The 13,360-nt window shown below is 67.4% G+C and carries 11 protein-coding genes; 4 read left to right on the top strand and 7 right to left on the bottom strand.

Annotated features, from left to right (window positions below):
- Position 1: 1 nt before the first annotated feature.
- Positions 2–1,804 (bottom strand): translation elongation factor 4, encoded by a 1,803-nt coding sequence (lepA, locus tag N911_RS0107505; RefSeq protein ID WP_029895833.1) that lies wholly within the window; start codon positions 1,802–1,804, stop codon positions 2–4.
- A gap of 354 nt (positions 1,805–2,158) precedes the next feature.
- Positions 2,159–3,502 carry an ATP-dependent 6-phosphofructokinase gene (locus N911_RS0107500; RefSeq protein ID WP_029895831.1) on the bottom strand — a complete coding sequence of 448 codons (1,344 nt, stop codon included), beginning with the start codon at positions 3,500–3,502 and terminating at the stop codon, positions 2,159–2,161.
- Between the two features lie 141 nt (positions 3,503–3,643).
- On the opposite strand from N911_RS0107500, the gene N911_RS0107495 reads away from it, so the two are divergent.
- Positions 3,644–4,252 carry a class I SAM-dependent methyltransferase gene (locus N911_RS0107495; RefSeq protein ID WP_029895829.1) on the top strand — a complete coding sequence of 203 codons (609 nt, stop codon included), beginning with the start codon at positions 3,644–3,646 and terminating at the stop codon, positions 4,250–4,252.
- Between the two features lie 4 nt (positions 4,253–4,256).
- Here N911_RS0107495 and N911_RS0107490 read toward each other — a convergent pair whose 3' ends face one another.
- On the bottom strand, positions 4,257–5,111 hold the full coding sequence (locus N911_RS0107490) for a LysR substrate-binding domain-containing protein (RefSeq protein ID WP_029895826.1): 855 nt from the start codon (positions 5,109–5,111) through the stop codon (positions 4,257–4,259).
- Positions 5,112–5,207: 96 nt separating this feature from the next.
- Between N911_RS0107490 and N911_RS18785 the strand changes: the two genes are divergently transcribed.
- Both N911_RS18785 and N911_RS0107480 read left to right on the top strand, forming a co-directional pair.
- Positions 5,208–5,702: a carboxymuconolactone decarboxylase family protein gene (locus N911_RS18785; RefSeq protein ID WP_237559911.1), complete on the top strand. Its 495-nt coding sequence runs from the start codon at positions 5,208–5,210 to the stop codon at positions 5,700–5,702.
- Positions 5,703–6,148: 446 nt separating this feature from the next.
- Positions 6,149–6,484 (top strand): TraR/DksA family transcriptional regulator, encoded by a 336-nt coding sequence (locus N911_RS0107480; RefSeq protein ID WP_029895821.1) that lies wholly within the window; start codon positions 6,149–6,151, stop codon positions 6,482–6,484.
- An 84-nt stretch (positions 6,485–6,568) separates the two neighbouring features.
- Here N911_RS0107480 and N911_RS0107475 read toward each other — a convergent pair whose 3' ends face one another.
- From N911_RS0107475 to fliJ, 4 genes are read right to left on the bottom strand one after another with little or no spacing between them, the layout of a single operon-like run.
- Positions 6,569–8,389 (bottom strand): hypothetical protein, encoded by a 1,821-nt coding sequence (locus N911_RS0107475; protein ID WP_029895819.1) that lies wholly within the window; start codon positions 8,387–8,389, stop codon positions 6,569–6,571.
- A complete protein-coding gene (gene truA, locus N911_RS0107470) occupies positions 8,376–9,143 on the bottom strand; it encodes a tRNA pseudouridine(38-40) synthase TruA (protein ID WP_029895817.1) in 768 nt (255 codons plus the stop codon). The genes N911_RS0107475 and truA overlap by 14 nt, the downstream gene beginning before the upstream one ends.
- 58 nt (positions 9,144–9,201) lie before the next feature.
- Positions 9,202–9,906 (bottom strand): MotE family protein, encoded by a 705-nt coding sequence (locus tag N911_RS17455; RefSeq protein WP_051694054.1) that lies wholly within the window; start codon positions 9,904–9,906, stop codon positions 9,202–9,204.
- Entirely contained in the window at positions 9,896–10,339 is a 444-nt protein-coding gene (gene fliJ / locus N911_RS0107460) for a flagellar export protein FliJ (protein WP_029895812.1), read from the bottom strand. Before fliJ ends, N911_RS17455 begins: the two co-directional genes overlap by 11 nt.
- A gap of 124 nt (positions 10,340–10,463) precedes the next feature.
- On the opposite strand from fliJ, the gene N911_RS17450 reads away from it, so the two are divergent.
- The gene (locus N911_RS17450) at positions 10,464–13,256 is read left to right on the top strand and encodes a PAS domain S-box protein (protein WP_051694053.1); all 2,793 of its coding nucleotides are present in this window, start codon (positions 10,464–10,466) and stop codon (positions 13,254–13,256) included.
- Positions 13,257–13,360 lie beyond the last annotated feature (104 nt).

Below are 13,360 nucleotides of genomic sequence, written 5' to 3'. Positions count from 1 at the left end.
GCTAGTCCTCGTCGGTCCGCAGCGCGGCCAGGAAGGCTTCCTGGGGCACTTCAACATTGCCCATCTTCTTCATGCGCTTTTTGCCTTCCTTCTGCTTTTCCAGCAGCTTGCGCTTACGGGTGATGTCGCCGCCGTAGCACTTGGCGGTAACGTTCTTGCGCATGGGGGCCACCCGCTCGCGGGCGACGATGCGGTTGCCGATGGCCGCCTGGATGACCACCTCGAACATCTGCCTGGGGATGGCCCGCTTGAGCTTCAGCGCCAGCTTGCGGCCCACATGGGCGGCGGAGTCGCGGTGGACGATGCAGGCCATGGCGTCCACCTTGTCGCCGTTGATGAGGATGTCCAGCTTGACCAGGTTGGAGACCCGGTAGCCCGTCACCTCGTAGTCCATGGAGGCGTAGCCCCGGGTCATGGACTTCAGCTTGTCGAAAAAGTCGAAGACGATCTCGGCGAAGGGCAGGGCGTAGGTCACAATGACCCGGTTGGTGGTCAGGTAGCGCATGTCCTGCTGCTCGCCGCGCCGCTCCTCGCACAGCTTGACCACCCCGCCCACGTGCTCGCCGGGCACGTGGATCTCCATGCGCACCCACGGCTCGGCCAGTTCCTTGATCTCCGTGGGCTCCGGCAGCCGGGTGGGGTTGTCGATCTCGAAGGTCTCGTCCTCGGTGGTGGTCACGCTGTAGGCCACGGACGGGGCGGTGGCGATGAGCGAGGTCTGGAACTCCCGCTCCAGCCGCTCCTGGATGATCTCCATGTGCAACAGGCCCAGGAAGCCGCAGCGGAAGCCGAAGCCAAGCGCCTGGGAGACCTCCGGCTCGTAGGAGAAGGCCGCGTCGTTGAGCTGCAGCTTCTCCAGCGCGCCCTTGAGCGGCTCGTACTCGGACGGCTCTGTGGGGTACAGCCCGCAGAATACCATGGGCTTGATCTTCTGGAATCCCGGGAACGGCTGCTGGGTGGGGTTGCGCGGGTCGGTGATGGTGTCGCCCACCCTCGCTTCGTCCAGGTCCTTGATGGAGGCGGTCAGGAAACCGACCTCGCCCGGACCCAGCTCCTTGACCATGGTGGTGTTGGGCGCGAACACGCCCAGGTCGGTGACTTCGAACTCCGCCTTGTTGGAGTGCATCATGATGCGCTGGCCCGACTTGATGGTGCCGTCCAGCACGCGGAAGAGCACCACCACGCCCTGGTAGGAGTCGTACCAGGAGTCGAAGATCAGCGCCCGCAACGGGGCGTCCGGGGTGCAGCGCGGCGGGGGAATGTCGCGGACGATGCGCTCCAGCACGTCCTCCACGCCCTGGCCCGTCTTAGCGGAGACGTACAGGGAATCGGAGCAGTCCAGGCCGATGCCCTCCTCGATCTCCAAGGCCACCCGCTCCGGCTCGGCCGAGGGCAGGTCGATCTTGTTCAGAACCGGGATGACTTCCAGGTCGTGGTCCAGCGCCAGGTAGACGTTGGCCAGGGTCTGCGCCTCCACGCCCTGGGTGGCGTCCACCACCAGCAGCGCGCCGTCGCAGGCGGCCAGCGACCGCGACACCTCGTAGGAAAAGTCCACGTGGCCCGGCGTGTCGATGAGGTTCAGCAGATACTCCTGCCCGTCGCGCGCCTTGTAGGGCAGACGCACCGTCTGCGCCTTGATGGTGATGCCGCGCTCACGCTCCAGGTCCATGCGGTCCAAAAACTGGTCGCGCTTGTCCCGGTCGCCCATCTGGCCCGTGATCTCCAGGATCCGGTCGGCCAGCGTGGATTTGCCGTGGTCGATGTGCGCGATGATGCTGAAATTGCGAATGCGGCTGGTGTCCATACGGGGATCGTCTCGAAAAGAAGGAAGTGTAAAAGGGACGCCGCCCGGATGTACGGCAAACGCCACGGTCTGTCCAATGCCATGCACGCCCTCCGGCCAGCCTCCCGCATATAATCAGCCCGTTCGGGTTGAGCAAGGGGTGAGTGGGGAAGTGGAAAAGCGAGTGAAAACTCCACAAACGTCACTTCGCCGGGGTGCTCCATTGCATCCCACCTGACGCCCGCCAACCCGCGAACACACATGCAAAGTTACTTTGCCGCAGGGTCCAGGGGGCGCGAAGCCCCCTGGTCGCCAAAGGCGAAATCTTTCCCTATTTTCTCCTCAATGGGCGAAATCTTCCTTCTTCCCTCTTCCTCAATCCACGGGGCAGGCGGCTGGGTCGGGGCCGATGTGTTTCTGTCCGGTGGATTCGATGACCGCCCGCCAGTAGTCGGAGCGGATGTTGAGCTGTTTGCGCTTTGAGGTGACGAGGTGGAAGGGCAGGTGGACGTAGCGGTCCTGGATCTTGCCCACCACCATGCCGGTTCTGCCCGCCATGGCCGCGTGTACGGCGGACTGGCCGAGGAAGCCGCAGTAGACGCGGTCGTTGGAGTTGGCCGGCACGGAGCGGATGATGTAGCTGGGGTCGATGAACTTGAGTGTGTAGCGGGTCTTGCGTTGCTTGAGGTAGTCGTCGATGGAGGAGCGGAGCACGGAGCAGATGTCGCCCAGGCGCACGTTGCCCGAGGCGTCCTTTTCACCGGAATGCGGGCAAAGGTGCTGCCCGGAGCCTTCGGCCACCACGATGACGGCGTGGCCGCGTTTGTTCAGCCGGTCGTAGAGTGCGGGCAGGAAGCCGCGCTTGCCTTCCAGTTCGAAGGGGTATTCCGGCACCAGGACGAAGTTGACCTCTTTGAGAGCCAGCACGGACTGGGCGGCGATGAAGCCGGAGTGCCGCCCCATGAGCTTGACCATGCCGATGCCGTTGACCGCGCCCTCGGCCTCGTTGTGGGCGCAGCGGATGGCCTCGGTGGCCTGCTCCACCGCGGTGTCGAAGCCGAAGGAGCGGGTGATGAAGTTGATGTCGTTGTCGATGGTCTTGGGGATGCCGATGACGGCGATGGTCAGGCCGCGTTTTTCCACCTCGTCCTGAATGGCCTGGGCGGCCTTCATGGTGCCGTCGCCGCCGATGACGAAGAGCTGGGAGATGTTCATGCGCTCCAGAGCGTCCACGATGTCCTCGGCGGATTGCGGCCCGCGCGAGGAGCCCAGCACGGTGCCGCCGAACTGGTGGATGCCGGAGACGGTGGCGGGGTCGAGTTCCATGACGTCGTGCCCGTAGGAGGGGATGAAGCCTTGCAGGCCGAAGCGGATGCCGAAGACCGCGGCCACGTCGTAGCTGTGGTGGGCCTCCAGGACGATGGAGCGGATGACGTCGTTGATGCCGGGACAGAGGCCGCCGCAGGTGACGATGGCGCACTTGACCTTGGAGGGCTTGAAGTAGATGGGCTCGCGCGGCCCGGCCAGTTCGAAGTCCATGGTTACGGTCTCGTCGTCGGCCAGTCCGGCCACCTCCTGGTCGGTCATCTGGATGGTGGCGCGGGCGGAGTCGTCGATGAACCGGCAGTAGCCAAGCGGGTGTTTCTCCTTGGCCTCGCCGAGGCTGGAGATGGTGGTGTCGAGTTCGGGCTTGGCGCTCTTTTTCTTTCCCTTGGGCATTGCTTCCTCTGCTGAGGTTTGGGCGCGTTCCCGGAAAGGGAACCATGAACCAGCATAATGAACAAGGCGGGGCGGCGATGCAAGGGGCGTGTTGCCGCGCGGGGGTGCTCCGGCCGATTTGGCGTGCTATGGTGGCTCTCCATGCCTTGGGAACGAGCCAGATACGACCGTGTGGCGGCCCTTTACGACCTGATGGAATGGCCGCTGGAACGGCTGGTCTTCGCGCGGCTGCGGCCTCTGGCGGTGGAGCGCGCAAGCGGCCGCGTGCTGGAGGTGGGCGTGGGAACGGGAAAGAATCTGCCCCTGTATCCGGGCGGGGTGGAGCTTACCGGCATCGACGTCAGCCCGGCCATGCTGCGGCGGGCCCGCGAGCGCAGCCACGCGGAGGGCGGTACCCGCGACCTCCGGGTGATGGACGCGCGAGACATGTCCTTCGCGGACAACCGCTTCGACACCGTGGTCTCCTGCCTGGTGCTCTGCTCCATCGCCGAGCAGGATCGGGCCCTGAACGAGATGCGGCGGGTGCTTGTTCCCGGCGGAATGGCGGTGTTCCTGGAGCATCAGCGCTCCGCCTCGCCCTGGGTGAACCGGCTTCTGCGCCTGGCCGGAATGGTGACGGGCCCCTTGCTGGGCGACTCCATGCAGGCGGACACCGAGTCGAACATCCGCGCCGCCTGTTTCGCGGTGAACGAGCGGCGGACCTGGCTGGCTGAGACCCTGCGGCTTTTGGTATGCACCTTGGAAAAGTGACCGCTCAGGCGTGGCGGGCGAAGGCCCGCTTGATGTGCTCGGCCAGGGAGTCGGACGGGCCGGCGGGCTGGTGCGAGCGGAGCAGCACGGTGGTCAGGCCGGGCAGGTCGGGCAGGCCGTCCCCGGCGGTCAGGAAGCGGTGCTCCGGCGAGGCCGAGGAACGGGGCACAGGGGCCACGGCCAATCCCGCCTGCACCGCCGCCCGAATGGCCGAGATGGAGGGCGAGGACAGGGCGATGCGGTAGGGCCTGCCCATGGCCTCCAGAGCGGCGGCGGCCCAGGAACGGACGTGGCAGCCCCGGTGGTAGACCGCCAGGGGCAGGGGGGAGAGGCGGTGGACCTGGTGTGCGGGCGAGCCGATCCAGACCGTGGGCTCATGCAGGATCACCTCGCGCCCCTCGGCCGGGTCGTGCATCTGACAGACGGCCAAGTCCAGCTTGCCTTCCTCCAGCCTCCCGCGCAGCCGTGTGCCGGGTTCGCAGCGCACATGCACCTCCACGTTGGGATGGCTGCGGGCGAACCCCTCCAGAATCTCCGGCAGGAAGCGCACGGCATAGTCCTCGCTGGCCCCCAGCCGCACCAGCCCGGCCATCTTCGGCTCGGCCAGCTCGGCCAGGGCCTGGTCGTGCAGGAGCAGGATGCGGCGGGCATAGGCCAGCAACCGCTCGCCGCGCGGGGTCAACGACAGGCTTGCCCCGCGCAGGAACAGCGGCCCGCCCGCCTCCTCCTCCAGCCGCTTGATCTGCTGACTGACCGCGGACTGGGAGCGGTTCACCCGCGCCGCCGCCCGGGTGAAGCCCCCGGTGTCGGCCACGGCCGCGAACGTCCGCAGCAGGTCCGTGGAAATGGTCTCGCCCATGAGGTGTTATTAGCATAGCTGGACGCCGTTATTCAATCTATTCGTTTGCCTTATTTTGGCGGCGCGGCCATCCTGCATGAAACAGGAGGACGAACCATGCGCCGCCCAAAGATGGCCCCAGGCCGCCGACCCGCCCTGCGAGGGCTTTCCGACCACCTTCTGCACGACCTCGGGCTCATCGAGGAGCGCGGCCGCATCCTCCATGCCGCACCCAACCCCAACGCCACCAAAAAACCGGGAGGTACCCCAGTGGAATCCCAAACCAAAGCCCACCAGGACATTCACGACAGCTTCCGCGACTACCTGAAGCACATGCCCGGCTGGGCGGAAGCCTACCACGACATGGCCTCCGAATCGTACAAGGACGGCGAGGTCCCGGCCGTGACAAAACGCCTCATGGCCCTGTGCGCCGCCCTCACCCATGGCTGCCAGGGGTGCATCCTCTTCCAGACCCAGCACGCCCTGGACCTGGGTGCCACGCCCGGCCAGATCATGGAAACCTGCGCCGTGGCCGCCTCCCTCGGCGGCACTATGGCCGCCGCGGAGACAGCCAAGGTCATGCGCTTCATGCGGGAAAAAGAACTGGTCTAAGGGACAGAAAAAGAGATGGAGGGAATACGGGGATGCTGGCAAGGGTTTTTGTTCCCTTTCCCGCACCCTCTCCCTTCTTTTCCGATACTTTTTGTCGCTCGCTTCGCTTGGGGGCGGGGTGACGGGCAAACGGCAGCCGAGAGACAGCAACCCAATCCCGCGTTGAACGCATCTGAAACCAAACGGCCGGACGGGATTGTACCGGCCTAATATCCCCGCAATCGCGCGTTCGCCGGAGTGCTTCCTCGCCGTGCGCCACCGCGCGTCAACACGCGAATACACATGCGAACCCGGTTTGCCGCGGGTCCAGGGCCGCGCGGGCCCTGGCCGCCGGAGGCATTCCCCTGGTCGCCGAAGTCGAAATCTTCCCCTTCCCACCCCCCTCGTCTGCAAGGGGGATGCGTTGCGGGGTGAAACTTGCTACTTCTGGACGTTCGGAGGGTATGATGAACGAATCGCAGAAGGAGCGCATGCGCGCGGCCATCGCGGAACAAATCGAGAAAACGCGGGCCGAGTTGGCCGACATGGAGGAGCGCGCCCAGCCGGTATCGCTGGACGAGCCCATCGGCCGGCTTTCGCGTATGGATTCCATTACGAATCAGGGCGTTATGCACCAGGCGGTGCAGCAGGCCAGGACCAAATTGCAAAAGTTGCAGAACGCGCTGGAGCGCGTGGAGTCGGACCCGGAGTTCGGCTTGTGCGAGGAGTGCGGCGAGCCGATCAACCCCAGGCGGTTGGCGGCTATGCCGGAGTCCGAGCTGTGCATCAACTGCGCTGAGTAGCCGCCGCGCGTTCGGGCGGCGGATTCCCGCACGGAAGAACCATTTCGCCAGCCGGGGGCCCCGAGGGGCTCCCGGCTTTTCGTGTTATCCCAGCAAGTCTGTGACCTGGGAGCGGAACTCGTTGCGCAGGGCTGCTTCCAGGCTGCCCAGGGAGCCCTGGATTTCCGTGGCGGGCCGGATGAACCGGGAGACGTCCCCGTCCAGGGCCTGGCTGGTGAGGGACTGCCAGGAGGCGGCCAGGCCGTCAAAGAGTGCGGCCCGCGTCTGGTCCGGCGATTCGGCCAGGGCCCGGCGGAAGGCGGCCTCGTCGAAGTCGAGGGTCTGGTCCCCGGGCCGTGCTCGCAACCCCGCGTCGGCCAAGTCCTCTCGCCTGTCCCGGACCTCGCCGCTCCAGCGTTCCGGGAAGCCCTGGGTGAAAAGCCCGGCGTCCGAGGCGAGCAGGAGCTGGAGGTCGTTGTAGGCCTGGACGAGGTCGCGGGTGGAGCGGGAGAGCGCGTCAGGGGCGTTTTCCACGCGCACCGCCCCGGCCGGGCGGAAGGAGTCGGTGACTTCGATGCCCAGCCGCCCCTCGTCTTCCAGGACGAGGCCGGGGTTGCGCACGCGCCGCGCACCCTCCACGGAGATTGCGGCGTCCGAGCCGGGCCGGGAGGTGGCCGCCAGCCCCAGGGCGGAGCGGATGTCAGCCACTTGGCAATCGCTGTCCGTGGGCACGGCCAGCCCCCGGGCGGCGGCGTAGGAATCCACGTTGTCCGCCTCGGCGAGGGCCGAGGGAGCGGTCAGGCTGAGCCGTTCGCCCACCTTGGGGGCCAGGCTCTCGATTTCCAGCTGGATGCGTTCAGCCGAAACCAGGCCGTCCGGCAGGTTGGGGTCGTAGTAGGGTTTGTCCACGCGGGACACCGAGGCGGCCAGGTGGTCGTCGCGACCCCGGAGCGCGGCGGCGACGCCCTGGTAGAGGTCCTCCCAGGTGGCGTCCCGGGGCAGCACCAGCAGGTCCGCCGGGTCGGTGCCCAGCAGGGAGGCGTCGCCGTACACGCCGTCCTTGTTGGCCAGGATTTCCCCGCGCGAGAGGTCGGAAACGACCACGGTCAGCTGCCCGGAAAGGCGGTCGGAGAGGTCGTAGGAGAAACCGTACTTGCCCTGGGCCAGCCCCAGTTCCGCATTGGGGTCGCGGGCGCGGGAGATGGAGCGGCCGGATTCCGCGTCGTGGTTCGCGGCCACGTCGTAGCGGCCGGTGGTGGCCTGGGTGGTTGGGGAATCCACGGAGCGCAGGTCCAGCTCGCGGCCCAGGTGGCGGGAGGCGGAGATGCGCAGGTCCTGGGCGTCGTAAGCGCCGTTGATCCCCACGGCCAGCACCTGCCCCACGGTGTTCAGCCCGCGCACGCGGGTGTCCGGGGCGGTTTGGCGAAAGCTTTCGGCCTGCACGGGCAGGTCGGTGCGGTTCACGGCTCGGGCCAGGGCGGTCAGCACGTCGCGGTTGGTGTCGTCATCGGCCACCTCAATGGTGGCGGTGGCGCTTTTTCCGCCCCAGGAAAAGGTCAGGGAGTGCTCCCCAGCGGGCAGGTCACTGGGCGCCACCGGGTCCAGGCCCCGGGAGAAGGCGCGGTGGTAGGGCCGGGCCTGGTCGCCGCCGCGCAGTTCGGCCTTGACCCGGGAGGCGATGGAGTCCTCCACCGAGGTCATGCGCGCGGTGGACGGGTCCGAGGCGGGCCAGCGGAAGGAAGCCAGCTGGCGGTCCAGCCGCAGCAGGCGGCTTTCCAGGGCGCCGGCCAGCAGGTCCCGCCACGCCTCGGAGCGCGGGGTGGAGGATGCCCGGAAGCGTCCCGTCAGGTCCGGGCGGCTGGAGCCGCGGGGGCCTTGCAGGGCGGTGGGCTGGTTGGCGAGATGCGAGCCGTCAATCCTGACCATAGTGGACCCGTTGCAGGCACAGGCCGTGCGCCGGGGCGCACAGGGCCCCGGCCGAACGATCCTCGGCCTCGCAAACGGATCGGACATCCCCGGGGGATACTTTACCCCGCCCCGCTTCCACCAGTAGTCCCACCATGTTGCGCACCATCTGTTTCAAAAAGCCGTCCGCGGTGAAGCGCAGGACCAGCTCGTCCGGCATGTCCTCGGCCAGGGCGGCGGGCTCCGTGGCGAAGTCGATGGAGTGCAGGGTGCGCACCGTGGAATTGACCGGGTTGCCCACGTTCATGAAGGAGCGGAAGTCGCGGCGGCCGATGAGGCTGTCGGCGGAAGCTTTCATGGCCTCCACGTCCAGCGGGCCGCAGGTCCAGACGAAAGGGCGGCGTTGGGGCAAGCACCAGCCGCGCTCCAGCCACAGGTGGTAGGCGTAGGTCTTGGCCACGGCGTGGTACTGGGCGTGGAACTCCGGGTCCACTTCCTCGGCCCGCACCACGTTCACCGCGCGGGGCAGCAGGGCGTTGGCCGCCAGCCGCCAGTCCAGCCCGGTCCGGTTCTCCGGGGCGTCGAAGTGGGCCACCTGACCCAGGGCGTGAACCCCGGCGTCGGTGCGTCCGGCACCGCGCACTCGCACGGGCTGGTCGCAGATGCGGGACAAGGCGCGGGCCAGGATGTCCTGCACGGTGTTGCCGCCGGGCTGGGACTGCCAGCCCTGGAAGCGGGAGCCCATGTAGGCCAGGGTCAGTTTGATGCGGGGCATGGGAGGGGTGTACCGGCCGCCGCCGCGCGGGGCAAGGCGGCGGCCGGAGAAAAGGCTGTTACTGGTCCTGGAAGGGAATCTGCATCTCGGTCAGGGCCTCGGACAGGCGGGCGGCCTTTTCCGGGGCCACGTTGTTGAGGATCTCCCCGGCCGAGCGGCCGCGCATTCCGGCCAGAATCTTGACGGCGGTGTCCTCGTCCAGCTTGCTCAGGGCCTGGGCGGCGTTCTGCGCCTTCATGGAGGAATAGACGTCGATGAGATGCTTGAACTTGCGGTCGCGGATGGACTTGGCCTCTTCGATCATCTGCTTGATGTCGGCCTGGATGCGCTGCACCCGCTCCAGCTTGGCGTCCACTTCCTTTTCCAGGGTGCGCAGGGATTCCTCGCGGCGCTTGAGCTGCTCTTCCTTGCGTTGCAGGGCATCCCAGTCCGGGGGCACCTCGCCGGATTGCTCCTGTTGGCCGCCTTGTTCGTCCTGGCCGCCCTGGTCCTGGGCCAGGGCTTCCTTGGGCGAGAGGGCGCGCACGACGGCGTTGGAACCGGAGTCCGCCACGGAAGGGGCTTTCTTGCCAGAATCCTTGGGCTTCGCGGCCGGGTCGGCTTTTTGACCGATCCCGGAGGCGGCCATGTCCGGGGTCATGTCCCCGGACACCTCCACCTTGGGCAGGTGGGTGCCGTCGAAGAAGCCCATTCCCACGGCGGCGAAAGCCGCCAGCTTGAAGACCGCCAGGACCAGCAGGGCCTGGAACAGCCTAGAAAGCACGGTAGCCGTGGAGGATCGTTGCGACTTCGTCGTTTTCTTTTTCCTCGAGTGCCTGTTCTTCCCGGGCATGTTTCTCCGCCTGCTGTTCCTTGAGTTTTTCCATGACCTTGCGGTCCTTGGCCTTCTCAATCAATGCCGCGCGGGCGCGTTCGACCTCCTCGGCCAGGCGGTTGCGGCGCACCCTGGAGCTCTCCACGTCCTGGCTCAGCCCCCTGTGGTAGTTCTCCCACAACCACAGGTCGGCTTGGGTCATCTCGGCGTTGCCGAAGCGGGAGGCCTCGTGGTCGGCCAGGGCTTGCAGCAGCCCCTCCAGGCGCTCCTCCTGCTCGCGCAGGCGGGACCGGGCCCTGGCGAGGTCCTGCTGCGCCTGCTCCTCCGCCTGTCGGCGGAACTGCAGCACCTTTTCCAGCTTGAATCGAAACGGTTTTCCCACAACGCGAACCTCTCGGGATGAGCCTGAAGCACAAACCGTGCCGTGACACCGGAAAAAAGCCTACGTCTTGCCGCCCGGGCTGACAACGTGTATTCCGATATTTCCCATCAGCACGGGGCTCACAGTGGACGACACGCCGCTCACCGAACTGCTGCGCAACTTGAGGCAGCGCCTGGACGAGGCCGGACGCCACGAGGCGGACGACCTGCTGGACCAGCTCGGCGCTCGCCTGGAGGCGCTGCCCGATGCGGTGGACACCCCCTCCGAATTGCGCATTTGCCCCAACCTGGTCCTCTACCGCTTCGACCTGCGGGAGGACCGCCTCGATTACCTCAGTTCCACCGTGGAGGAACTCACGGGGTTTCCTCCGGACTACTACCTGGGCAATGGACTCGACTTCATCCTCGCCCAGACCCACCCCGAAGACAGAGGGCCACTGCTTGAGAAGATGGAGTATGTCCGCAACCAGGCCGGAGAGTTCGGCGGCCTGGTCCCGGTATGGCAGACCTACCGCCGGTTGCACAAAAACGGCCATTGGGTGTGGCTGGCCGACTGGGCGAACTACCACGTGTCCGAGCACGGGGAACTGCTGGGGTTGACAGGTACGGTCTACGACGTTTCCCCGCACAAGGGAGCCGAGTCCGCCCTGCGCCTGAGCGAGGCGCGCTTTCACAATTTGTTCCGTGGCTCGCCCATGCCCACCTTGTTGCTGCGCCGCGACAGGGGGGGAGGATTTGTGCTCATGGACGCCAACCCGGCCGCCGAAAATCTGACGCGCGGAGGCATCCCCTCCCTGCTCGGCAAGTCCCTGGACGGACTGCTGGGCGCCGACCATCCCATGCTGGAGGCCGTCCGCCGGTGCGGCGACAGCCAGGAGCACACCAGCCACGCCGGCCCCCACACCATGCTCACCACTGGCGAGCGCCGCTGGCTGCAGGCCACCTGCGTGCCGGTCAGCCACGAACTGGTGCTGGTCCACCTGGAGGACGTCACCGAGCGGCGCGAGGCGGAGCGGGCCCTGCGGGAGAAAGAGGCCCGCTACCGGCTGCTGGCCGAGAACACGGCGGACGTCATCTTCACCTTCGACCTCCAGGGCCGCTTCACCTACGTCAGCCCGTCGGTACGGCGCATCCTGGGCTACCTGCCCGCGGAAGTCCTGCGGCTTGGCTTCGCCGACGTCATGCTCCCTGAAACCCTGGACCGCATTCAGAAGGGCCTGGCCGAGCGGCTGCGCGCCGAGCGGGCGGGGGAGCCGGACCCGGGGCCGCGATTCTACGAAATGCACATGCGCCGCGCCGATGGCTCCCACGTGTGGTGCGAGTGCGTGACCACGGATGTCCGCGACGAGAACGGGGTCATGGTGGGCATCCAGGGCGTGCTGCGCGACATCTCCGAGCGCAAGCGCATGGAGGAGGATCTGCTGCGGGCCAAGGAGCAGGCCGAGGCGGCGTCGCAGGCCAAGAGCGCCTTCCTGGCCAACATGAGCCACGAGATACGCAACCCGCTGCACGCCGTGCTGGGCCTGGCCGAGCTGTTGCTGGAGGACGAACTGCCTCCGGAGCAGCGCGAGCGGGCCGAGATGCTGCAGGGCTCCGCCTCCTCCCTGCTGGGCATCCTGGGCGACGTGCTGGACAATTCCAAGATCGAGGCGGGCAAGCTGGAACTGGAGCCGGACGTGTTCGACCCGGCCGAGCTGGTGCGGGCGGTGGCGGCCGAGCAGCGGGTGCAGGCCTCCTCCAAGGGCGTGGGCGTCAGCCTTTTCATCGACCCCCGGCTGCCGGGCCACATCCTCTCCGACCCCGGACGGCTGCGGCAGATCCTGGTCAATCTGGCGGGCAACGCGGTCAAGTTCACCGACGAGGGGTACGTGGAGATCATCGCCCGCCGCCTGGACGACGGATCCGGTCCGGACGGCCGCGCCCGGTTGCTCTTCGCTGTGGCCGACACGGGCGAGGGCGTGCCGCGCGGCCTGGGCGACGAGATTTTCGACAGCTTTGCCCAGGCGGAGCACGGCCAGGGCGGCACCGGCCTGGGGCTGGCCATCTGCAAGGGGCTGGCCGAACTGTTCGAGGGCTCGCTGTGGTACGAGTCCACTCCGGGCAAAGGCTCGGTTTTCTGTTTCTCCGCGCCTTTCGCCGAGGTGGGCGCGCTGCCGGAGGCCGGTGCCGACGGCCGCGCCGCCGAGACAACACCCTCCCAGGAACGGCTGCACGTGCTGGTGGTGGAGGACGACTGGACCAACCGCCGCTTCGCCTGCCAGCTGCTCCAGCGGCGTGGGCACAGGGTCAGCGAAGCGGAGAACGGGCGGCGGGCCTTGGAAATCCTGGCGGAGCGGCCGATGGACCTGGTGCTCATGGACCTGCGTATGCCCGGGCTGGGCGGACTGGAGACCACGCGGGCCATCCGCCGGGGCGAGAGAGGCTGCGACCCGGCCACCCAGATCGTCGGACTCACCGCCCACGCCTCCCGCCAGGACCGGGAGGCCTGCCTGCGAGCGGGCATGGACGGATACCTGGCCAAACCCCTGCGCCTGGAAAAGCTGTACCGTCTGCTGGGCCGGGTAAGCCGGGAAAAGGCCAGGAACGAAGGCAACGGGGCAGTGGATTTCTCCATGGCCCGGGACCTGCTGGCTGACGAGGACGGGGCCTCCTTTCTGCTGCGCTTCCTGGAAGACGCGGACAAGCGGTGCCAGGAAGCCCGCCGGGCCCTGGCCCGGGGCGAGCCGCGCGTGGCCAGGGAAGAGGCCCACTCCCTGGCCGGAGCCTGCCTGGTGGTGGGGGCGGCCGACTTGCACGCGGCCTGCCGCCGCCTGGAGGAACAGTTGGACGCGGGCGGGCAGGGCGCGGTGGAACTGGCCGACGACGTCTGCGCCGCCTGCCGCCGAACCCGCCGCGAGCTGGAAGCCCTGCTGGACTGATCCGTTCCGCGCGTGTCCGCGCTCCGGTTTATCTTTTTTCCTCCCCCGCTTCCCTTCGCTCGTCCTGTCCTGCTAGGATGCAACGGACACCCACAACCGGTTGC

The organism is Desulfohalovibrio reitneri, from assembly GCF_000711295.1.
GTDB lineage: Bacteria > Desulfobacterota > Desulfovibrionia > Desulfovibrionales > Desulfovibrionaceae > Desulfohalovibrio > Desulfohalovibrio reitneri.
This window is presented reverse-complemented; position numbering and strand designations above follow the sequence as displayed.

Coding starts and splice junctions, on each gene's coding strand:
- N911_RS0107495 (WP_029895829.1), top strand. CDS start 3,644: ATGCCTTGGGAACGAGCCAGATACGACCGTGTGGCGGCCCTTTACGAC.
- N911_RS18785 (WP_237559911.1), top strand. CDS start 5,208: ATGCGCCGCCCAAAGATGGCCCCAGGCCGCCGACCCGCCCTGCGAGGG.
- N911_RS0107490 (WP_029895826.1), bottom strand. CDS start 5,111: ATGGGCGAGACCATTTCCACGGACCTGCTGCGGACGTTCGCGGCCGTG.
- N911_RS0107475 (WP_029895819.1), bottom strand. CDS start 8,389: ATGGTCAGGATTGACGGCTCGCATCTCGCCAACCAGCCCACCGCCCTG.
- N911_RS0107500 (WP_029895831.1), bottom strand. CDS start 3,502: ATGCCCAAGGGAAAGAAAAAGAGCGCCAAGCCCGAACTCGACACCACC.
- N911_RS0107480 (WP_029895821.1), top strand. CDS start 6,149: ATGAACGAATCGCAGAAGGAGCGCATGCGCGCGGCCATCGCGGAACAA.
- lepA (WP_029895833.1), bottom strand. CDS start 1,804: ATGGACACCAGCCGCATTCGCAATTTCAGCATCATCGCGCACATCGAC.
- truA (WP_029895817.1), bottom strand. CDS start 9,143: ATGCCCCGCATCAAACTGACCCTGGCCTACATGGGCTCCCGCTTCCAG.